At 57.7% G+C, this 20,621-nt stretch carries 18 protein-coding genes; 2 read left to right on the forward strand and 16 right to left on the reverse strand.

The genetic code is table 11. The features are described 5' to 3' along the window. Positions 1 to 16: 16 nt before the first annotated feature. Entirely contained in the window at positions 17 to 1,258 is a 1,242-nt protein-coding gene (locus J0X15_RS16655) for an NAD(P)/FAD-dependent oxidoreductase (RefSeq protein WP_206943151.1), read from the reverse strand. Between the two features lie 242 nt (positions 1,259 to 1,500). Here J0X15_RS16655 and J0X15_RS16660 point away from each other — a divergent pair, with 242 nt between their 5' ends. Next, on the forward strand, positions 1,501 to 2,157 hold the full coding sequence (locus tag J0X15_RS16660; protein WP_206943153.1) for a GntR family transcriptional regulator: 657 nt from the start codon (positions 1,501 to 1,503) through the stop codon (positions 2,155 to 2,157). A 72-nt stretch (positions 2,158 to 2,229) separates the two neighbouring features. Here J0X15_RS16660 and arsB read toward each other — a convergent pair whose 3' ends face one another. The 12 genes from arsB to J0X15_RS16720 form a co-directional block, all read right to left on the reverse strand. Then, entirely contained in the window at positions 2,230 to 3,270 is a 1,041-nt protein-coding gene (arsB, locus tag J0X15_RS16665) for an ACR3 family arsenite efflux transporter (RefSeq protein WP_331461937.1), read from the reverse strand. Between the two features lie 70 nt (positions 3,271 to 3,340). Further along, positions 3,341 to 3,829: an arsenate reductase ArsC gene (locus J0X15_RS16670; protein WP_206943157.1), complete on the reverse strand. Its 489-nt coding sequence runs from the start codon at positions 3,827 to 3,829 to the stop codon at positions 3,341 to 3,343. Positions 3,830 to 3,863: 34 nt separating this feature from the next. Beyond that, positions 3,864 to 4,223: an ArsR/SmtB family transcription factor gene (locus J0X15_RS16675; RefSeq protein WP_206943159.1), complete on the reverse strand. Its 360-nt coding sequence runs from the start codon at positions 4,221 to 4,223 to the stop codon at positions 3,864 to 3,866. Positions 4,224 to 4,311: 88 nt separating this feature from the next. Beyond that, positions 4,312 to 4,809 carry a hypothetical protein gene (locus J0X15_RS16680; protein WP_206943161.1) on the reverse strand — a complete coding sequence of 166 codons (498 nt, stop codon included), beginning with the start codon at positions 4,807 to 4,809 and terminating at the stop codon, positions 4,312 to 4,314. Positions 4,810 to 4,973: 164 nt separating this feature from the next. Then, positions 4,974 to 5,810 (reverse strand): dipeptide ABC transporter ATP-binding protein, encoded by an 837-nt coding sequence (locus J0X15_RS16685; protein ID WP_206943164.1) that lies wholly within the window; start codon positions 5,808 to 5,810, stop codon positions 4,974 to 4,976. Continuing rightward, a complete protein-coding gene (locus J0X15_RS16690) occupies positions 5,810 to 6,646 on the reverse strand; it encodes an ABC transporter ATP-binding protein (protein ID WP_206943166.1) in 837 nt (278 codons plus the stop codon). Before J0X15_RS16690 ends, J0X15_RS16685 begins: the two co-directional genes overlap by 1 nt. Before the next feature lie 4 nt (positions 6,647 to 6,650). After that, positions 6,651 to 7,505 carry an ABC transporter permease subunit gene (locus J0X15_RS16695; protein WP_231710477.1) on the reverse strand — a complete coding sequence of 285 codons (855 nt, stop codon included), beginning with the start codon at positions 7,503 to 7,505 and terminating at the stop codon, positions 6,651 to 6,653. 92 nt (positions 7,506 to 7,597) lie between these two features. Beyond that, complete coding sequence (locus J0X15_RS16700; protein ID WP_206943170.1) at positions 7,598 to 8,605, reverse strand: ABC transporter permease subunit; 1,008 nt, start codon at positions 8,603 to 8,605, stop codon at positions 7,598 to 7,600. Positions 8,606 to 8,722: 117 nt separating this feature from the next. Then, on the reverse strand, positions 8,723 to 10,327 hold the full coding sequence (locus tag J0X15_RS16705) for an ABC transporter substrate-binding protein (RefSeq protein WP_206943172.1): 1,605 nt from the start codon (positions 10,325 to 10,327) through the stop codon (positions 8,723 to 8,725). 317 nt (positions 10,328 to 10,644) lie between these two features. Further along, positions 10,645 to 12,138, reverse strand: coding sequence for a glycerol kinase GlpK (glpK, locus tag J0X15_RS16710; protein ID WP_206943181.1), 1,494 nt, complete (start codon positions 12,136 to 12,138; stop codon positions 10,645 to 10,647). Positions 12,139 to 12,454: 316 nt separating this feature from the next. Then, positions 12,455 to 14,752: a mechanosensitive ion channel domain-containing protein gene (locus J0X15_RS16715; protein ID WP_206943190.1), complete on the reverse strand. Its 2,298-nt coding sequence runs from the start codon at positions 14,750 to 14,752 to the stop codon at positions 12,455 to 12,457. Between the two features lie 280 nt (positions 14,753 to 15,032). Continuing rightward, positions 15,033 to 16,592 carry an aldehyde dehydrogenase (NADP(+)) gene (locus tag J0X15_RS16720; RefSeq protein WP_206943192.1) on the reverse strand — a complete coding sequence of 520 codons (1,560 nt, stop codon included), beginning with the start codon at positions 16,590 to 16,592 and terminating at the stop codon, positions 15,033 to 15,035. A gap of 229 nt (positions 16,593 to 16,821) precedes the next feature. On the opposite strand from J0X15_RS16720, the gene J0X15_RS16725 reads away from it, so the two are divergent. Then, positions 16,822 to 17,937 (forward strand): DUF2336 domain-containing protein, encoded by a 1,116-nt coding sequence (locus J0X15_RS16725; RefSeq protein ID WP_206943193.1) that lies wholly within the window; start codon positions 16,822 to 16,824, stop codon positions 17,935 to 17,937. 14 nt (positions 17,938 to 17,951) lie between these two features. On the opposite strand, the gene J0X15_RS16730 is transcribed toward J0X15_RS16725, so the two are convergent. The 3 genes from J0X15_RS16730 to fliI all read right to left on the reverse strand — a co-directional run bounded on the left by J0X15_RS16730 (position 17,952) and on the right by fliI (position 20,436). After that, positions 17,952 to 18,383: a paraquat-inducible protein A gene (locus tag J0X15_RS16730; RefSeq protein WP_206943195.1), complete on the reverse strand. Its 432-nt coding sequence runs from the start codon at positions 18,381 to 18,383 to the stop codon at positions 17,952 to 17,954. A 288-nt stretch (positions 18,384 to 18,671) separates the two neighbouring features. After that, on the reverse strand, positions 18,672 to 19,082 hold the full coding sequence (gene fliJ, locus J0X15_RS16735; RefSeq protein ID WP_206943197.1) for a flagellar export protein FliJ: 411 nt from the start codon (positions 19,080 to 19,082) through the stop codon (positions 18,672 to 18,674). 28 nt (positions 19,083 to 19,110) lie between these two features. Then, positions 19,111 to 20,436 (reverse strand): flagellar protein export ATPase FliI, encoded by a 1,326-nt coding sequence (fliI, locus tag J0X15_RS16740; RefSeq protein ID WP_206943199.1) that lies wholly within the window; start codon positions 20,434 to 20,436, stop codon positions 19,111 to 19,113. Positions 20,437 to 20,621 lie beyond the last annotated feature (185 nt).

Below are 20,621 nucleotides of genomic sequence, written 5' to 3' on the forward strand. Positions count from 1 at the left end.
AAGGCCTCCGCAGGTATCAGAAACGCGTTGCTCGGAACGGTTCGGGATCAACGACCGGCGTCTCGCCGTAAATCATCGCGGCCAGCATATCACCGGTCACGGCGGATTCCGTCAGCCCGTGATGCGCATGGCCAAAGCCGTAGAGAATATGTTCGCTGGCCGAGGACTTGCCGATCACCGGCAGGCTGTCCGGCAACGAAGGGCGGAAGCCCATCCAGCGCTTGCCGACCGAGGCATCGAGCTTGGGATAGATCGTCTTGGCTTTGGCGATCATCGCATCGATGCGCTTCCAGTTCGGCGGCAAATCCAGTCCGCCGAATTCCACCGCTCCACCAATGCGCAGCCCGATCTCCAGCGGCGACAGAACAAACCCGTGACCGGGCAACATGATGAAGTTGGAAACCTTCACACCCGGATCCGGCACGGTGATGTTGTATCCACGCTCCGTGTCCAGTGGAATGGCGTCGCCCAGCTGCGCGGTCAGCTTCTTTGACCAGGCACCACAGGCGATGACCAGCTTCTCGCAATAGCGACTGCTTCCATCCGCAAATCGAATTTCAGCTCCCTCGGCGATGGCTTGCACGCCCTCCACAGACGCCACCTCGAATGTGACGCCCTGGGCCACCAGCCAGTCAGCCAGAGAAAGACAGAGCTTCTTCGGATCATCCATCTGCGCCCAGCCGGGCAGGTAGCCGCCACCGACGATATTCGGCGTCAGTTCCGGCTCGATGTCGCGGATTTCGTCGCCACTCATTTCTTGCACTTCGATGCCGTAGTCGCGCTGCTCCGCCCAGCCTGCCCGATACTGATCAAGCTTGGCCTGATTGTCGAAGATCTCCAGGCAGCCGTTGCGCCGCACCTGATTATGCGTGCCGGTCAGCCGCCAGACCCGCTCCCACGACGGCAGCGCTCCACCGTTCAACGCTGCCAGCGCAACTGTGCTGCGCGCCACCTGTCCTTTGGAACAAGCCGCCATGAACCGCAACATCCAGGGCATGATTTTCAAGGCATAGGCCGGACGCACGGTCAAAGGTCCAAGTGGATCCATCATCCACTTCAGCGCATCCTTCCACTTACCCGGCGAAGCCAGTGGAGCAACATCAGTCCAGGCGATACCACCGGCGTTCCCCTGACTGGCCCCTGCTGCCGGCCCTTCCCGATCAATGATGGTGACGGAAGAGCCGCGTTCAACCAGAACACAGGCTGTGGCCAGGCCGACGATACCGGCCCCAATAATGGTAACGGATGGCTTGCTCATGGTCCCTGTTAGATTGCCGTGCGAGTGAAGGGAAAACGACGAAAACTCACGCTGGAAGCGTTCGAGATTAAGATGTCCGCGAGCGCCCGTCGTGTCAATATTTGATATATCAGATATATTTTCTTAAGTATCCGTGCGGCACTATGACCTAGCGTCGCTTTTGGCTTTCCTATCTCAGCGACAGCATCCCGTACCATTCAAGCCCGGATGCTTGAACATGTTAAGGAGGCTCAAGTCGGCCAATGAATGAAGAATACAGCCTCGCCGAGGTCGCCTACAAGCGGCTGGAAGAGGACATCGTCACCCTGAAGCTCCAGCCCGGCGAAGCGCTGACAGAAACACGCCTGTCCCAAACGCTGAACATGGGCAGGACACCGATCCGGGAAGCCGTTCAACGCCTGTCCTGGGAAGGTCTGGTATCGATCCGCCCGCGACTTGGAATGGTGATTTCCGAGTTGAACCCCGGTGACTACACCCGTGTCATGGATGCACGGCATCCGCTGGAGGTTCTGTTGGCAACCAGTGCGGCACGCCTGGCCAGCCGGACGGAGCGTGATCGCCTGCACGACTGCACCTCCGCCATGCGCGATGCTGCTGCAGCAAAGGACATGCTGGCCTTCATGCGGATGGACAAGACATTCGACGAGATCATCGGCCGTGCCTCCTGCAATCCCTTCGCCGCCAAGGCGGTCGCCCCGCTGCAGACCCTCAGCCGGCGTTTCTGGTTCCGCTATATGGGCGAGAGCGATCTGACGGCCGCTGCCGCCTGTCATCTGGACCTGATGCAGGCAATCGGCAAGGGGGATGAACAGGCAACCCGCGCAATGGCAGAAGAGCTCATGCGCTACATGCGCCGTCAGGCCGTGTCACTGATTGCCGAGGTCAGTTTTTCAAGCTGACTGTTTCGGTGAAATCACAGCAATAAAGGCGCAGGAGCCTGCGCCTCCAGAGCTCAGTGCGGCCTCGCCTGATCAGGCGAACATGTGCCTTGTCCGGTTCGCCAGAGCAACCAGCGACAGCATCACCGGGACCTCGACAAGCACGCCAACCACTGTGGCCAACGCGGCGCCCGATTCCAGGCCAAATAGGCTGATCGCCACCGCAACGGCCAGCTCGAAAAAGTTTGATGTGCCGATCAAGGCCGCAGGAGCAGCCGTCGTGAAAGGAACCCGCCAAAAATAGCCCCAGACATAGGCTATGGCGAAAATCCCGTAGCTCTGCAGAAGCAAGGGAACCGCGATCAGCACAATCACCAGCGGCTCATCGACAATGGTCTGAGCCTGAAAACCGAACAGCAGAACGACCGTCGCCAGCAGTCCAATGACCGAATAAGGCTTCATCTTGGCGGTGAACTCAGCCACCCGTTCAGGATCGCCACTGGCATCCAGAGCCTTTCGCGTGAAGTAACCTGCCACCAGCGGGATGACCACATACAGAAGCACCGAGTAAAACAGCGTCTCCCAAGGCACCACGATATCGGTCACCCCAAGCAGCAATGCGGCAAGAGGTGCAAAAGCAAACACCATGATCAGGTCGTTGATCGACACCTGAACCAGGGTGTAATTCGCGTCCCCTCGGACCAGCTGGCTCCAGACAAAGACCATCGCCGTGCAAGGCGCGACACCCAGCAGGATCATCCCCGCTATATATTCCTTGGCATCACTCGGGCTCACCAGCCCGGCGAAGATATATTCGAAGAACAGTATCCCCAGCGCCGCCATGGTGAAGGGCTTCACCAGCCAATTGATTACCAGAGTGATGCACAGGCCCTTCGGCTTCTGTCCCACATCCTTGAGGGAAGAGAAGTCGATATTGACCATCATCGGAAAGATCATCACCCAGATGAAGACCGCAACAACCAGGTTGACGTTGGCAATCTCCAGAGCGGCAATCGCCTGGAAAGCGCCCGGTGCCATCAAGCCCAGACCAACGCCGGCGGCGATGCAAATGGCAACCCAGAGCGACAAATAGCGCTCGAACAAGCCGAGGGGGGAAACGTCAGAGGAAGTCACGTCTGATCTCCTGGAATGAGAATGGTGGGCGATAAGCGCCCGAAGGAGGCATGAAAACGAGGGACGGAACCTATGCGTCGGTGCGCCCGATGGCTGAAAGCTGGAGCTTTGCATCCGCCGCGTCGAAAACTGTGTCGGGCAGAGCCAGAAGATCCTCGACGCGCCTTTTCATCTGCGTGTAAGCCAGATCGAACGCTGCTGCGCGCACGCTGTCGTCGCCCTCAACGCCTGCAGGGTCCGGGATCCCCCAATGCACCACCAGTGGGTGCCCCGGCCAGATTGGACACGCTTCCCCGGCCGCATTGTCACAAACCGTGACGATGAGATCCATTTTCGGCGCATCGGGACCGGAAAACTCTTCCCAGCTTTTGGAGCGAAACCCCTCCGAGCTCACCTTCTGGCGCTCCAGGCATGCAAGAGCGTCCGGGTTCACCTGTCCGCGTGGCGTCGAACCTGCGGAAAAGCTCTTGAATCGATCACCGCCGAGGTGACCCAGCAGGCCCTCGGCCAGAACGGAGCGGGCAGAGTTAGCTGTGCAGACGAACAAGACGTTACGCATGTGAGGGTGTTCCAAGTTGGAAATGGCAAGGTGGCTAGGCCGGTGTCGGCTCTGTGTCCTTTTGCGGCACGCAGCTGAGCACATTGAGCAGCGGCGCACAGAGCTCCGGGTTTCCGCCACAGCAATCCTGCAGCAGGTATGTGACAAGCTTTTGCATCGCGGAAAGATCTGCGCGGTAAACAATCGAACGCCCATCCCGCTCAGCTGAAATCATTCCGGAACGGGTCAAGAGGCCAAAGTGGGTCGAGAGCGTGTTGGGACGCACGTCGAGGGTTTCAGACACCGCACCGGCGGACAGCCCATCCGGGCCTGCCTTTACCAGCAGGCGAAACACATCCAGACGGGTTTCCTGACCCAGCGCCGCGAGCGCATCAAGAGCATTATTCTTATCCATAGTTCGATAATAACCGAATTATCGAATTATTCAAGCCGAATTGCCAGTTGGGTTTCTCCCGTTCACGGCATCATCCAATCTGAGCAGCTTATGAGCCCTTCTCGATCTGATCTTGCAACGTATTCAGATTTTTCAGGCTGCGCGAAGCCCGGTCGATAATGTCCTGATTTTCCTGTTTCAGCGTCGCATAGTTCGGCAAGGAGGGAGCAATGACCAAAGGAGCTGGTGTCGGAGGCCGTGTTGCCCCGTCCCAGGAAAATTCCTCAGGCGCAGCTTGGGCGGTCTCCAATTGTGTCTGGAGGAGTTCGACCTTCTCTGTCAGCGAAGCAACAGTCTGAGCAAGGCCAAGCTGCTGATCGGTGACTGAAGCGACTTCCTCCGTCAGCTGCCCTGATTCCTCGCGGGTTGTGAACTTGATCCCACCGTCGGTAAGTTGGAAATCAGCAACTTGTGGAAGTGCGATCAAAGCCCCGCCAAAGGCAAAAATCAAAGCCTGGCCGGAGGAGATGTCCCGTTTGAAAAGAATGGTCAGGGCGGCGAGCAACATCAGCAGCCCTCCCGCAAACCACAGGGGATCAATATCCATAAGCAACCTCCTTTCGACACCCAAAGCGGAATATACTTAAAGTCTACATATCAAAAGCAAGTAACTTTAGCTTGTATCGGCGATTTTGTCCCGGAAAATGACGCAACGAAAACAGGCGGAGCGCCGAGCGCCCCGCCTGTTCAAACTCTGCACCCGGCAATGCTTCAGGCAGCGCTTGCTGCTTTGGCCGCCAGACGTTTCTTGATGCTGTCCGCATCAGCGCGTGGCGTCGCCGCAAACAGCGTCTTTGTATAGGCATGTTGCGGGGCGTCGAAGACTTCGTCGCGCGTGCCGTATTCCACCACTTCGCCGAAATACATCACCATCACCTTGTCGGCGAGATACTTCACCACCGACAAATCGTGGGAAATGAAGATGTAGGTCAGGCCCATTTCGTCCTGAAGGTCCTTCAGAAGATTGAGGATCTGCGCCTGAACCGAAAGATCCAACGCCGACACCGGTTCATCAAGCACCAGCAGCTTCGGCTTCAGCATGATCGCACGGGCGATGGCGATGCGCTGGCGCTGGCCACCGGAGAACATGTGCGGGTAGCGCCCGTAATGCTCCGGCTGCAAGCCGACTTTCTGCAGCATTTCCAGAGCCAGTTCGCGACGCTCGGCCGCTCCCATGTCCGTATTGAGCAGCAGCGGTTCTTCGAGCACATGGCCGATCTTCTGGCGCGGGTTGAGCGAGCCATAGGGGTTTTGAAAGATAATCTGCACCTTCTGGCGCATGTCTTTCGAAATCCCGGTCTTGGCAATATCGATCGGCAAGCCGTCAATCTCGATCCCGCCTTCGGACTGGGCATCGATCATCGTCAGCATACGTGCAAGGGTTGACTTGCCGCAGCCGGATTCACCGACGATGGCCAGGGTCGAACCGCGTTCCACATCAAAGCTGACGCCCTTGACGGCGGTGAACTTGCCCGGCTTTTTGAACAGCCCGCCCTTGATGTCATAGGTGCGGTAGAGATCACGCACTTTCAGGATGATATCGCTCATCAGAAGCCTCCTTCCGATGCAAAGTCACTGACAGTCGGCAGCCGGTCGCCATCGGCGTTCTCCGGCAGCGCCGACAGCAGCGCCCGCGTATAGGCATGCTTGGGATCTTCAAACAGGGAGAGAACATCCGCCTCTTCCATCTTGTTGCCTTTGTATTGGACAATCACCCGATCGGCGGTCTCGGCCACAACGCCCATGTCATGGGTAATCATGATCAGCCCCATGCCACTGTCCTGTTGCAGCTGAACCAGTAGATCGAGGATCTGTTTCTGGATCGTCACGTCAAGCGCGGTTGTCGGCTCGTCGGCGATCAGCAGCTTCGGCGAGCAGGCAATTGCCATGGCGATCATCACGCGCTGACATTGACCACCCGACATCTGATGCGGAAAAGCATTTACCCGCTCTTCTGGCTTTGGCAGGCCGACGGACTTCATCAGTTCGATGACCCGCGCCTTGCGCCCCTTGCCGGAGAGATTGGTGTGGGTCTTCAGCGTTTCATTCAGCTGATAACCGATTGTAAAGCACGGGTTCAGACTTGCGACAGGCTCCTGGAAGATCATCGAGATGTCCTTGCCGATCACCTTCCGACGCTCCTGCGTCGACAGGGTGCGCAAATCACGTCCCTCGAACTCCATCTTGTCGGCGGTGATCGTTGCCGTATCAGGCAACAACCCCATCACGGCAAGCATCGCCACGGATTTGCCCGAGCCGGACTCGCCAACGATGGCCAGAACTTCACTGCCTTCGACCGTGTAGTCGACCCCATCAAGCGCCTTGAACGGGCCCTTGGCAGTGGCGAATTCGACCTTGAGGTTACGAATTTCAAGAAGCGGCATGGGCTTAGCTCCTCTTCAGCTTCGGGTCGAGTGCGTCACGAAGACCATCACCGACCAGATTGATCGCCAACACCGTGACCAGGATAGCAACACCCGGGAAGGTCACGACCCACCACGCACTGAGGATAAACTCACGTGCCTCGGCAAGCATGGTGCCCCATTCCGGCGTCGGTGGCTGTGCGCCCATGCCGAGAAAGCCAAGGGCGGCCGCATCGAGAATGGCATTCGAGAAAGACAGGGTGGCCTGAACAATCAGCGGTGCCAGGCAGTTCGGCAGGATGGTCTTGAACATCAACCGAAAATGGCCGGCACCTGCCACACGTGCGGCGACCACATAGTCCCGATTAACCTCCGCCATGACCGCAGCGCGGGTGAGACGGACGAAATGCGGCTGCAGCACGATTGCAATCGCGATCATCGCATTCATCAGTCCCGGCCCCAGAATGGCGACGAGAACAAGGGCCAGCAGCAGAGACGGGAACGACAGAATGATGTCCATGATACGCATGATGAACGTATCGACCGCACCACCGACGTAGCCAGCCACCAGACCGATGACGATGCCACCGACCAGCGCGATGGTTACGACGACCACGCCAATAAACAGCGAGAATCGCGCCCCGAAAATCAGGCGCGACAGGATATCCCGGCCAACCGCATCGGTGCCCAGAGGATAGGTAAGACTGCCACCAGCTTCCCAGAAGGGAGGCGACAGAAGCGCATCACGAAACTGCATGTCGGGATGATGCGGAGCCACCAGAGGGGCAAAGATTGCCACGCTCACCAGCAGGACGAAGAGCGCCAGCCCGAGAACAGCCCCCTTGTTCTGAGAAAAATAGTACCAGAATTCAACCAGCATCGCCTTGGTGGCGTTGCGGCTTTCTTTCTCCACGGCAGTCGTCTTGGCCGTGTCGACCGAAGATGTTTTTGTCATTTTATTGTCTCCCCGCGTCAGTTGTGGCGGATACGCGGATTGATGAGACCGTAGAGAAGATCCACGATCAGATTCACCAGCATGATGATACCGGCGATCAGCAGCAAACCGCCCTGAACCACGAAGTAGTCACGCCGCGAAATGCTGTCGACCAGCCATTTGCCGATGCCTGGCCAGGAGAAGATGGTCTCCGTCAGGATAGCGCCCGCAAGCAACACACCGACCTGAAGACCAATCGTCGTCACCACCGGGATAAGCGCATTGCGCAAGGCATGGAGGCCGACGACCCGGAACGGGGACAGCCCCTTCGCCCGTGCGGTCCGCACATAATCCTCACCCAGCACTTCCAGCATGGCCGACCGGGTCTGACGCGCGATCACCGCAAGCGGGATGGTCGCCAGAACGATGGATGGCAGCACCAGATGGCTGACAGCCGAGGTGAACGCCCCCTTCTGTCCCGACATCAGACTGTCGATCAGCATGAAGCCCGTGCCTTGCGGGAAATAGTACAAGATCCCGATCCGACCCGAGACCGGCGTCCATTGCAGAATGCCCGAGAACAGGATGATCAGCAGCAGCCCCCACCAGAAGATCGGCATGGAGTAGCCCACGAGAGCCGTGCCCATGATGGCCTGGTCGGTGACCGATCCGCGCTTGACCGCCGCGAAGATACCCGCCGGAATGCCGAGACAAACCGCCAGAATGATCGCACAAAGCGCCAGCTCCACCGTGGCGGGAAACAGGGTGAGAAACTCGGTCAGGACCGGCTTCTTCGAAGCGAAGGAAATTCCAAGATCACCGTGGAAGATATCGATCAGATAGTCGAAATACTGGTGCCACAGGGGCTGGTCAAAGCCCATCTGTGCCATCAGCTGCGCCTTGCGCTCAGGGTCGATCCCCCGTTCGCCGGCAAGCAGATCAAGCGGGTCGCCAGGAAGCAGCCTGATAAAGCTGAAGGCAACAAGCGTGACCCCGAAGAAGGTCGGGATCAACAGGCCGAGACGGCCGATAAGAAAACGAAACATTTTCTGGTCCGGATACGAATAACCAGCGTAACCCGTAAGATCTACCTAGGGTTTCCGCCGGCTGTAAAAGGAAGAACGCCGGCGAGGATCTCGCCGGCGTCCAATTTGGGGGAGCTTTTACTCCGCGATGTCCACGCCGTCAAACCAATGACCACCCAGCGGGTCCATGACGTAGCCCGAAACCTTGGACGACATCGGCATGAAGACCGTGGAGTGAGCGATGGTTGCCCAAGGAGCTTCACGCTTGAACACAACCTGAGCTTCTTCATAAAGCTTGGTGCGCTCAGCCTTGTCGGAGACAACCTTGGCCTTCTGGATCAGAGCTTCGAACTCGTCGTTGCACCATTGCGCACGGTTGGAACCACCAACGCCATCACAGCCAAGGAGAACGGCAAGGAAGTTGTCGGGATCACCGTTATCGCCGGTCCAACCCAGGAGCACGGCACCATCACGGTCCTTATCCTTCGAGCGGGAGAGATACTCACCCCATTCGTAGGAAACGATCTCGACCTCAACACCAACTTCAGCGAAGTCAGCCTGAAGCACTTCCGCCATGCGGCGTGCGTTCGGGTTGTACGGACGCTGAACTGGCATTGCCCAGATCTTCATGGACAGGTTTTCAACGCCGGCATCAGCCAGCATCTTCTTGGCCAGTTCCGGATCAAAGGCGTCGTCTTCAACAGCCTTGTTGTAGGACCACATCGTCGGCGGAATCGGGTTCTTGGCAGCAATGCCCGAGCCCTGGAACACGGCATCCAGGATGGCCTGCTTGTTGATCGCATGGTTCAGAGCCTTGCGAACTTCAGGCTTGTCGAACGGTGCCATCTGGGTGTTATACGCCAGATAACCGACGTTCAGACCCTGCTGCTCTTCAATCGACAGGCTGTCGTCAGCCTGGATGGACGCAATGTCGGCCGGTGCCGGGTAAGGCATCACATGACATTCGCCAGCCTTCAGCTTCTGCAGACGGACGGCTGCATCAGGAGTGATGGCAAAGACCAGGTCGTCGATCGGCTGCTTGCCATCCCAATAGTCAGCGAACGCTGCATAGCGGATGACCGCATCTTTCTGATAAGCGACGAAGGAGAACGGACCGGTGCCAACAGGCTCCTGGTTCAACATTTCCTTGGTGCCGGATGCATCCAGCGTGTCCGCGTATTCCTTGGACAAGATGGAAGCGAAGTCCATTGCCAGGTTGGCGATCATCGGAGCTTCCGGACGGTTCAGCACGAACTTGACCGTGTAGTCGTCAACCTTGACGATTTCCTTGATCAGGTCCGGCATTGACATGCCGTTGAAATATTCCCAAGCAGCACCTGGTGTGTACTCATACCAAGGGCTGGATGAATCCAGCTGACGCTCGAACGAGAAGATGACGTCATCAGCGTTGAGCTCACGCGTCGGCGTGAAGAAGCTGGTTGTATGGAACTTGACGCCTTCACGCAGGTGGAAGGTGTATTCCAGACCATCTTCGGAAACATCCCAGCTTTCGGCCAGGCCAGGCTGCACTTCAGTCGTGCCGCGCTTGAATTCGACAAGGCGGTTGTACAGAGGCTTGGAAGAAGCGTCGAATGTCGTACCGGCGGTGTAGAGCGCGGTATCAAAACCTTCTGGCGAACCTTCTGAGCAGTAAACCAGCGTCTTGGCGGATGCGCCGGATGCAGCGATCACGGCCAGACTGACACCGAGAAGGGCGGCCTTTAGGGACTTGCGAGTATTCATCAAACTGTTCTCCCCTTGATGAAACGCCCGGAGCGCCGCTCCAGTTGAGGGCAGCTTTCTTACCCGGGCACGCCACACTAAGTCCGTTTTTTCGCCTAAATCAATAGGCGAAACATTCCTAATTTTGTTGATTCAGGGAATTTCTTTCTCAGCACTCCTGCCATTGAGATATTCAAAAAGTTCAAAGGGTTTACCCAACGCAAAACCATTCCTAGAGCGAGCCTGCAGATATATCAGGAAACACTTTCCAGCCAAGTACCTTCCGCCGCCACTGCTTTTGTCTCAAACATGACGAAAGGGCACTTGTTTTTCGGTGTTTAAAACAGCGATTTCCGGGTTCTGGAAACGGCCTCTCGCCACCCCTTGAGCAGCTTCTCCCGCTTATCCTGCAGCATCCCTGGAGCAAAGCGTTTCTGCAAGCGCCAGTGGGAGGAAAATTCTTCCATCCCCGGCCAGGCTCCGACGTGATGGCCTGCAAGCCAGGCAGCCCCTAGTGCCGTGGTCTCCAGAACTTCCGGACGGTCCACGGGAGCAGCCAGAATGTCGGAGAGAAACTGCATGGTCCAATCCGACGCCGTCATACCACCATCAACCCGCAAGACGGTCTCACCGTCCGCAGCCCAGTCGGCCTGCATGGCGTCGATCAGATCCCGTGTCTGATAGCCAACACTCTCCAGCGCAGCCCTTGCAAAGTCCGACGGGCCGCTGTCGCGGGTCAGTCCGAAAACCGCGCCACGTGCGTCCGGATCCCAATGCGGCGCCCCCAACCCGACGAAGGCCGGCACGAGATACAGCGGATCACGATCAGCGGCCTGTTCGGCCAGAGCCTGCGTGTCACTCGCCGCTCCAATCACTCCAAGCCCGTCACGCAACCATTGGACCGCAGCACCCGCCACGAAGATCGAGCCTTCCAGAGCATAGGTCGTCTCACCGTTCAACCGATAGGCAATGGTGGTCAAAAGCCGATTGCTTGAGGCAACCGGTTCAGAGCCCGTGTTGAGCAGTGCAAAGCACCCGGTTCCGTATGTCGATTTTACCATGCCCGGCGCAAAACACGCCTGCCCCACGGTGGCAGCCTGCTGGTCGCCCGCAACACCACAAATGGGCAAGGGCGCGCCAAACAGGCTCTCGACACTGGTACCGAAGTCCGCAGCGCTGTCCAGCACCTCTGGCAGCAGGGACATTGGAACGCCAAGCAATCCGCAGAGCTCTTCGTCCCAGCTGTTGCTGTGAATATTAAAGAGCAATGTTCGCGAGGCATTGGTGGCATCGGTGACGTGTCTCGCCCCCTTGGTGAGGTTCCAGATCAACCAACTGTCGACCGTGCCGAACGCCAGTTCTCCAGCGTCCGCGCGCGCCCGCGCGCCCTTCACATTGTCGAGGACCCAGGCAACTTTGGTACCGGAGAAATAAGGATCAAGCAGCAGCCCGGTCTTTTCCGACACCAGGGGCTCGCGCCCATCCTGACGAAGCTTCTCGCAAAAGGCCGCCGTGCGGCGATCCTGCCAGACAATGGCGTTGTAGACGGGCTCGCCGGTTTTACGGTCCCAAACCACAGCGGTTTCACGCTGGTTTGTAATGCCGATAGCTGAGATTTCGCTCGCTTCGAGGCTTGCGGCCTCTAACGCGGCACGACAGACCCGAAGCGTGCTTTGCCAGAGATCATCCGGCGCATGTTCCACCCAGCCGGAATGCGGAAAGTGCTGCGGAAACTCTTCCTGCCCGACACCGCAATTTTCCATATTCTTGTCGAATACGATTGCCCGGCTCGAGGTCGTCCCCTGATCGATGGCTAGAATGAATCCCGCCATTGGTTCCTCCCAATCAATCTTGTTGTTCTTGAAGAAACCGGCGTCCTCTCCCGTGTCCGCCGGTTCCTGACCTCGTCTATCTATGCGGCGACCAGGGCTGCCCACGCAAGAGCATCCTCAGGTCAACACCAAAACCTCATCGCACTGGCGCGTAGCCAACCAAAGCCCTGAAAGCCGCCACTCAATCCAGAAAAACGAAGCTATTACGAAACCAATCGAAATACAATTCTTTCGAATACGCATAAACGAAAGGCGACCCCGGGGTCGCCTTTCACACTTCACTATCATCTTTTCAGACCGGACGAGGCTCAGACGCTCAATCCTCTGAGCCGTCGGGCATGTCCGTATCAGGCTTGCTTTGGGCGCCTGTTGGTGCCGCATCGCTCTCGCCCATGTCCACATCGTCATGCGCCTTGGCCATTTTCGAAGAGCTCTCGACCACAGCCGGCGGCATTCCTGAGTGATAAGTTACCTGCGGGAACGGGATCTCGATTCCCTGCTCGTCGAAGACCTCCTTCACGAACTCATTGTAGGCGCGTCCGGTGCTCCACTGATCGCCCGGCAACGTCTTGATCCGCGCCCGAATATTGACAGAGCTGTCGGCAAATTCCGTCACCCCGTGCATTTCCAGGTCCTCCAGGATCGAGACCCCAAGCTCACTCGCCTTCAAGCGGTTGAAGGCCTCTGTCATGGCTGCCTTTGCTTGCTTGATGTCCGTGTCGTAGGACACCCCGATTACGGCGACGTGGAAAGCAAAGTCCCGCATGAAATTGGAAACGGTATCGACAGCAGAGAACGGCACAATGTGGGTAACCCCATCAAGATCGCGCAACCGCACCGACCGGACTGTCAGCCGTTCGACCACACCGGTGGTTCCGCCGACAGTCACCACATCGCCCTCGTTGATGGCATTTTCAATCTGGATAAAGGCTCCAGTGATGATGTCTTTCACCAGCGTTTGCGCACCGAACGAAATGGCCAGACCGACGACACCGGCACCAGCGATCAACGGCCCGATATCGACGCCGATTTCCGACAGGGACAAAAGCGTGCCCATCACCAGAATGATCACTGTAAAGGCATTGCGGAACAGCTGGAACAGCGTCCTCACCCGAGCCGTCACCACATAGCCGGAGTGTTCCCGCAGACGCAGATCGATCCAGGCCATCACCGCCAGCCAGATGCAGAAAGCGACGATCACCACCAGGAAGGCCGAGAAGTAACGCCCCAGGAAAAGCTGCCCGCCGGCGCTCGACACCCAGGAGATGAATGACACGACACCCCAGATATCCAGCAGCAACAGGATGGTTACCAACGCCACCAGGAACCGGAAAATCTTGAGGATACGCGGCACGAAGGCATTGATCCTACCTTGCAGGGCGGGCAGCTTGACGCGAAGTTCCTCCGGCAAGCGAACCCCGCCGACAATTGCACGCGTTGCCACAGCCGAAAGCAGGAAACCGGCTGCAACGGTGACAAGCGTCAATCCTGTCGACTGAATGGCGATGGTGAAAGCATCAAGCGGACGCGACAGCCAGATGCCGAACACGGTCAGCACATAAAGCATTGCCAGCAGATCCCAGATCCGCGCTACCCCATCCAGTGCCCGCGAGGCAATCTCGCTCGACATATTTTGCGCATAGGCTTTCATGCCGCGTCGCACCGGCCCGCGATTGCTGCGGATCAGACCGAGCAGATAGATCACCACGCCGAAGACCACGACGAACTTGACGGTATTTCCAACGACAAAGGACACGCCGACATTGGCAATCGGCACCGCCAGCATGACGCCATAGCCCAACCACAAAGTGACGGCGACGAGGCGACGGCTCCAATAGGTTGCCGTGCTGTCCTGGACAGGCAGCAAACGCAGCCCGGACCGGGCCGGCGCAAAGATCAGGCGCAATCCAATAACGAACAGATGGGTCAAAAAGAACGCATTCAGAGCAAACGTCTGGAAATTGGTCAGCTCCGTGTTCAGCTCGAATTCGCGATAGAAGGCGACGGTCACACCTACGAGCGTTGCAAGCGCCAGAGTCAGCGCATCCAGAAGCGTCAGCGGCACCAGATACTTCAAGCGCCAGATAATCCCGCGCCCGACACCCTTGGGAGCGATCTTGCGATACAGCACCGCAACCAATCTTTGCAGAACCCAGAAACTGAGCGAAGCCGCCGCGATGATTTGCACGACCTGCCACAACGCATCGGAGAACCGGCTCCAGCGCAGGGTTACGTCGCCCTGGGCAATCAGCAGAAAGCCGCGCATGAAGTGCTGAACCCGACCGACAACAGTCCAGCCTTCATCCAGCATCAGCCGGGTATAGCTTCCCAGGACAACTGCCAGGGGCGGGTCACTATCATCGACATTTTCCGCTGCCGATGCAGTACCTGCTGCCCCCGCAGACTGGCTCTCAGCAGGAGGTGTATCGGTCTGCTCCGCTCCCTGAGGCGCTGTCTCGCCGTCCGACTTTCGCAACGCCTCGATCAAGGCCTGACGGCCCTGAGGGTCTTCCAGGAGCTTGATCAACGTCTGCGCCGCGTCCTGCGCGCCTGCCTCCATCGCCCCCTGTTCCTCGGAGTTTGCAGTGTCTTCATTTCCCGAAGAAGAAGACATAAGCCCCTGAAGCGGGATCATCTGTGCCTGGGAAGACGGAAGATTGACGAATAAAAACGCGCAAAGAAAAGCAGATAGGATGGGCAGCAGGCGTTTGGGAAGCATCCGGGGGTCCCTGATCGGTCTGGTCTTTTAAAGGTTGGGCTGAAGTTGTGCAAAACAGCCCGGGATGGAACGCATCACTCCATGGACCGGTTCCTTCCATCAGAGGACTTTAAAGCCTCGATACAAAAAAGGAAGGCGGTCAGAGACCGCCTTCCTTCACTCAGCTTCTCAAATCTCAGGCGTGCTTGCCGTTGTCCAGAACCGGGGTCTTGACCCCGTCCTTCACGGCGTCCGGCAGCATGTCCTGCATGAAGTTTTGATAGGAAACCGGGCGCAGGAAACGCTCGATTGCCTTTGTGCCGACAGACGTTGACCGCACATCCGTCGAGGCCGGGTAAGGACCACCGTGCATCATTGCATGGCTGACTTCCACGCCGGTCGGATAGGCGTTGCGGATCAGTCGCCCCGCCTTGCGCTCGACGATTGGCAGCAGCGGCTGCACGGCACCAAGATCTTCATCGTCCATGATGAAAGTGGCGGTCAGCTGACCTTCGAGAGTTGCAGCGACCTTGGCCACTTCAGCTTCATTGGCACATTTCACCACGACCGCCGCCGGGCCAAAAACCTCGTCATGCAAGTCCGGGTTCTGCAGATAGACAGCCGCAGTGGTTTCAAACACCACCGGTGCCACGTCACAGTCGCCAGCATCCGTGCCGGCAACCTTCACGTCGACCTTGCCGGACGCCTTGCGCTCCGCCACTGCCGATCGATAGGCCTTGGCGATACCGGCGGTCAGCATGGTTTGGGCAGGAACGCTGCCGAGTGCTTCACAAGCCGCAGCGACGAATTCGGAAACGCCCTTGCCGTCGCGAACGACGACCAGGCCCGGATTGGTGCAGAACTGGCCAACGCCCATGGTCAGCGACTGGGCCCAGCCCTTGCCGATTTCCTCGGCACGACTGGCAAGTGCTGCCGGCATCAGGAACGTCGGATTGACGGAGCCCAACTCACCATAGAACGGAATCGGCTCGGGACGCGAAACCGCGAGGTCATACAGCGCGCGACCGCCACGCAGCGAACCGGTAAAGCCGACAGCCTTGATCAGCGGATGTTTCACCAGAGCAGATCCGGACGCGATACTGGCGCCCTGAACGAGACCGAAGGTGCCCGTTGGCATACCGGTCTTCTCGATCGCAGCGCGAATGGCATCGGCAACGATTTCCGCGGTGCCGGCATGGGCCGGATGCCCCTTGACGATCACTGGGCAACCTGCTGCCAGCGCCGATGCGGTATCGCCACCGGCTGTCGAGAAGGCGAGCGGGAAGTTGGACGCCCCGAACACGCCGACCGGCCCGATGGCCCGCAGTGTAAGGCGCAGGTCAGGGCGCGGCAGCGGCTGGCGGTCCGGCATTGCACGATCGATGCGCGCATCGAAACAGGTGCCTTCTTCGATCCAGTCCGCGAACATCCGCAGCTGGCCGGTCGTCCGGCCGCGCTCACCGTTTAGGCGAGCTTCCGGCAGCGCCGTTTCCTGCGAGCCGGTTTCGGTCAGCTGAGCGCCACGCGCTTCGATTTCATCGGCAATAGCGCGCAGGAACGCAGCGCGCTCGCCTGCACTCTTGCTGCTGTAAGCAACGAAGTCACGCTCCGCCGCTTCTGCTGCCTTGGCAACGGTTGCTTCGTCTGCATCAAAAACAGCTTGTTGAAGTACCTGACCGGTTGCAGGTGCGACTGTCTGGAACGTCGTTCCACCTTCAACCCATGCGCCATCGATCAAATGTTTTCCGGTTAACATCACGTACCTCGTTATTTTTTAAAAGTACCAACGGAGTGCCGGGCACACGCTCGTAAACGCGACCAGAAACTGCCTGCTGGAGGTTCCCTAGGGAGTTCCATGTGTGCCAGCAGATTGCAAGGGTTCTGACGACCGAACTTGGCAGAAATGCGAGTAACTTTCCTTTTATTTTGACAGTTTATATTGAGGATGACGAAGTGCTCGTGGAAATCGCTTTTTGGAATTTTCGATGCTGACTTCCTTGAAAAAATTGAACAAAAGCGCCTCCAAGGAAGTCTGGGGGTCAGTCTTACTCGATGTTTCCGACATTCTGCTGCAGCGAAAATCCGATGTCTCAGACCGAGAAAAAGACTTTTTCTGCGAGATAGCACTGCTTCTGTATTCCCGCAGCGCGCCCACAGATCAGCTCAAGCTCTCGCGCAAACTCGCCCAGTATGCCGGCACTCCGGTTCCACTGGCAAAACACCTGGCCCATGAACCCATCATCATCGCCCAACCGATTCTGGAGCACTCACCGGTTCTGGATGAGCATATGCTCATGGACCTGGCCGAGACCATGAGTGAGCCTTACCTTCAGTTTCTGGCCCGACGTCGGGATCTTGGCACGCCCGTCAGCGACATTCTGGTATCTCGTGGTCGGCAAACAGTTCGACGCCTCCTCGCCGGAAATCGCCACATCCGCTTGTCACGTGACACCATCAAGACTCTGATCAAATATGCCCTCAGCGACGCCGTTCTGCGCGAGGACCTCACTTTGCGTGGCGATCTGCCGCCAGCAAGCTGCAAGCAGCTGCTGCCATACGTCAGCCCCACCGCCCGAGAGCGTCTGGAAGGCATGATCACCGGTGCCATGAACGCGGAAGATCTGGAATCTGTGGCCCGCCTGCGAGACCTGCGGCGCGATCATGGCAGCAAACTTGACATCCATGACATCACGTTGTTGTGGAGCTTTGCCGAGCGCAACCGGATAGGTCTCGACGATCTCATCCTCGTCATGTTGATGGACAACCGCCTGAACAGTGTGGCCGAACTGCTTGCCTATCTGAGCAAGGCCGGTCAGCGGGACGTTCGCGATGCCATCTTCCGCGGCAACATGGCCCTGGTGATCGAGGTGGCCAAAGCGCTGAAGCTCAAGCAATCGACTTTCAATGCAATCGCAAGGGCGCGCGGCACCAGCCTGCGCATTCCCATGTCTCAGGCTGAAAGATGGATCGATGCCTACGCGGACCTTTTGGCGTCAGACCCCGTCTCGCCAGATGCAGCGGACGACGTCAGCTTTTCAGCAAGACGGCCAATGAAGCGAAAGCGCCAGCGCGGCCCGGACCGCAAGATCAGCTCACTCTGAGACATCCCGTGGGCTCACTTTCGGCATAGATGCGCCGCTAGGGCAGTCGCAACGGCCGCAGCGGCGTAAAACCACAAGCCGGGCAAAACATTCGCCGCCGCCAGCCCCGACGTTTTGGCAGCAAACACCACCAGTGCGACCAGCATCACATCAAGCATCGACCACTTGCCGACAACGGAAAGAACAGCCAACGAGCGGCTTCCTCGCCCCGACAGCACCGCCAGATGCAAAACCAGTAGTTTTAGTCCGGGCAGGCCAAGCGAGAACAGCGCAACAACTCCGGCCAAGACAAATTCCTGCCCTTGCCAAAGCCCCGCAATCATCTCGATCAGCGACGGTCGATCTTCCAGAAAATAAAGCCGCTCGAACCTGAGGAGTGGCTGCGTGATCCCCAAAGCAAACGAGAACACGGCCATCGGCAACAGGGCGGACAGAAGAAAACGCATTAGCCAGTCGGGCCTTTCAACAGCTAGTCAAACCAGCAAGAAAAGCCAAACTAGCACACAGCTGCCGACAGCACAGTCCCGCCTAGCCAGGCCCAAAAAAACCTGGAGGAAAAAGCGTCTCAATACTCAAGAAAGGTGCGGAGGTTACAGGAGACCGGCAGCCAGAAAGACTGCTCATCCCAACCGAAACGTTCCAGAATCGGCTTTTGGAAAGCCATCGCAACGTCCGGTAAAATACAAAAAGTCAGCTTAGGGGAACTGGAAGGTCCCAGGTTGAGTCCTTCCAGATTATTTCAGTGCATGAGCCCTGCCGGCAATTTCGTCCAGCTGCTCCTGCTCAGCGACTTCCTGAGCCGTGCGCTCACGCTGCTGATCACGCTCTTCCAGCTGTTCGAACTTCTTCAGCTCTTCAATCGCTTCATTCAGCTCGTCCCGGGCACGCTCCTGCTGATCATGCAGCTCGTGCGCCGAATTTTTCAGATTATCGCGTCGGGTCGCCGCAGCCTTGGCAAAGGTTGGGTAGGCAAAATGCCCCACGTCGGTGATCCCGACACGTTCCTGTTCGCTTTTGATCTGATCGTCCAGCTCGTCGGCCATGCGGTTGAATTCCGCAATCATCGATTCAATCTGACCGAGCTGGCGTCGTTTGTCATCGACCTGAAAACGCTTCAGGCGGATGAGACTCTCACGGGTTTTCATAACTCAATACTCCCCTTGCAAAGTCACCTTAACCCGGAGTCATTTCCAAAAGGTTGGCAAGTTGAGAATAACCGTTCTCAAGTGATGTGGAATCGTCCTTTCCCTGTGTCAAAAACGCTTCCAGCGGCTCGTGCCTGTGGATCGCTTCATCAACAGTCGGATCAGAGCCCTTCCGATAGGCCCCAAGCCGGATCAGCTCTTCCATATCCGAGAACGTCGCCATCAGTTGCCGTGCCTTTCTCAGCACCGGAAGCTGATCGTCAGGCACACAGCGCGGCATGGTGCGAGACACCGACTTGAGCACGTTGATAGCGGGATAGCGACCACGTTCTGCGATTGCCCGCTCCATCACCACGTGGCCATCCAGGATTCCACGTACGGCATCGGCAACAGGCTCGTTGTGATTGTCACCTTCCACCAGCACGGTGAAAAGACCCGTGATCGTCCCCTTGCCAACTTTGCCTGGACCTGCGCGCTCCAGCAGACGCGGCAGCTCGGTGAAAACGGTCGGCGTATAGCCCTTGGAGGTCGGCGGCTCACCGACGGACAGACCGATCTCCCGCTGCGCCATCGCAAATCGCGTGATCGAATCCATCATGCAGAGAACACTCTGCCCTTCATCGCGAAAATGTTCAGCAACCGTCATGGACAGATAGGCAGCCTGGCGCCGCATCAGCACACTCTCATCAGACGTTGCAACGACAACAACCGAGCGTGCCAGCCCTTCTTCACCCAAATCGTCTTCGATGAATTCCTGGACCTCGCGGCCACGTTCGCCAATCAGACCGATTACGGAGACATCGCAATCCGTATTGCGTGCCAGCATCGACATCAAAACGGACTTACCCACACCTGATCCAGCGAAGATCCCCATGCGCTGCCCCTGGCAGCAGGTCACGAAAGTGTTAAGCGCTCGCACGCCGAGATCGAGCGGACCGCCCACGCGCGCCCGTTCAGAGGCCGCAGGAGGGTTACTTCTCAATTTGCGAGGCGTTCCGCCACCGGGAAGGTCTCCTTTACCATCGATGGGTTCCCCAAGGGCATTGATAACCCGCCCTAGCCAGCCATTTGCGGGATGAACGACGCTCTCACGAGCGGTGATCACTGCCTTGCAGCCCATACGTACACCCTCCAGCCCCGAAAACGGCATACACAGGCATTTTTCGTTACGGAAACCCACGACTTCAGCCGGAACCGGCAAGTTTCCTTCCCCGCTGTCGATCATCAATCTGGAGCCAACGCTCATCTCGTGGATCGGCCCGGCGATTTCAACAAGGAGCCCCTGCACGGCGACCACTCGGCCGTAAATTTCGGTCGCCATCAACGAATCAATTTCGGCAAAAAGCGACTTCAAATTAAATTCCTTTCGAAAGATCGGCCGTTTGGTAACCTATCGTTTACATCTCTGCTTAATCTTAATGAAGGGATCGTTGACAGGCGAGAGCCATTTGAAGGTCGATAACGGCTTTTTGGAAACGAATCTGAAGGGAGTCACTTAGGGTGGCTTTTTAATGTACCACTTTAAGCTCGAAACTAGGC

It is taken from the genome of Roseibium limicola, assembly GCF_017313085.1.
GTDB classification, from domain to species: domain Bacteria; phylum Pseudomonadota; class Alphaproteobacteria; order Rhizobiales; family Stappiaceae; genus Roseibium; species Roseibium limicola.

Coding starts and splice junctions, on each gene's coding strand:
- J0X15_RS16695 (WP_231710477.1), bottom strand. CDS start 7,505: ATGCTGGTTGAATTCTGGTACTATTTTTCTCAGAACAAGGGGGCTGTT.
- J0X15_RS16675 (WP_206943159.1), bottom strand. CDS start 4,223: ATGGATAAGAATAATGCTCTTGATGCGCTCGCGGCGCTGGGTCAGGAA.
- J0X15_RS16660 (WP_206943153.1), top strand. CDS start 1,501: ATGAATGAAGAATACAGCCTCGCCGAGGTCGCCTACAAGCGGCTGGAA.
- J0X15_RS16655 (WP_206943151.1), bottom strand. CDS start 1,258: ATGAGCAAGCCATCCGTTACCATTATTGGGGCCGGTATCGTCGGCCTG.
- J0X15_RS16725 (WP_206943193.1), top strand. CDS start 16,822: ATGCTGACTTCCTTGAAAAAATTGAACAAAAGCGCCTCCAAGGAAGTC.
- glpK (WP_206943181.1), bottom strand. CDS start 12,138: ATGGCGGGATTCATTCTAGCCATCGATCAGGGGACGACCTCGAGCCGG.
- J0X15_RS16700 (WP_206943170.1), bottom strand. CDS start 8,605: ATGTTTCGTTTTCTTATCGGCCGTCTCGGCCTGTTGATCCCGACCTTC.
- J0X15_RS16720 (WP_206943192.1), bottom strand. CDS start 16,592: ATGTTAACCGGAAAACATTTGATCGATGGCGCATGGGTTGAAGGTGGA.
- J0X15_RS16705 (WP_206943172.1), bottom strand. CDS start 10,327: ATGAATACTCGCAAGTCCCTAAAGGCCGCCCTTCTCGGTGTCAGTCTG.
- J0X15_RS16730 (WP_206943195.1), bottom strand. CDS start 18,383: ATGCGTTTTCTTCTGTCCGCCCTGTTGCCGATGGCCGTGTTCTCGTTT.
- J0X15_RS16670 (WP_206943157.1), bottom strand. CDS start 3,829: ATGCGTAACGTCTTGTTCGTCTGCACAGCTAACTCTGCCCGCTCCGTT.
- J0X15_RS16715 (WP_206943190.1), bottom strand. CDS start 14,752: ATGTCTTCTTCTTCGGGAAATGAAGACACTGCAAACTCCGAGGAACAG.
- J0X15_RS16685 (WP_206943164.1), bottom strand. CDS start 5,810: ATGAGCGATATCATCCTGAAAGTGCGTGATCTCTACCGCACCTATGAC.
- fliJ (WP_206943197.1), bottom strand. CDS start 19,082: ATGAAAACCCGTGAGAGTCTCATCCGCCTGAAGCGTTTTCAGGTCGAT.
- J0X15_RS16690 (WP_206943166.1), bottom strand. CDS start 6,646: ATGCCGCTTCTTGAAATTCGTAACCTCAAGGTCGAATTCGCCACTGCC.
- J0X15_RS16680 (WP_206943161.1), bottom strand. CDS start 4,809: ATGGATATTGATCCCCTGTGGTTTGCGGGAGGGCTGCTGATGTTGCTC.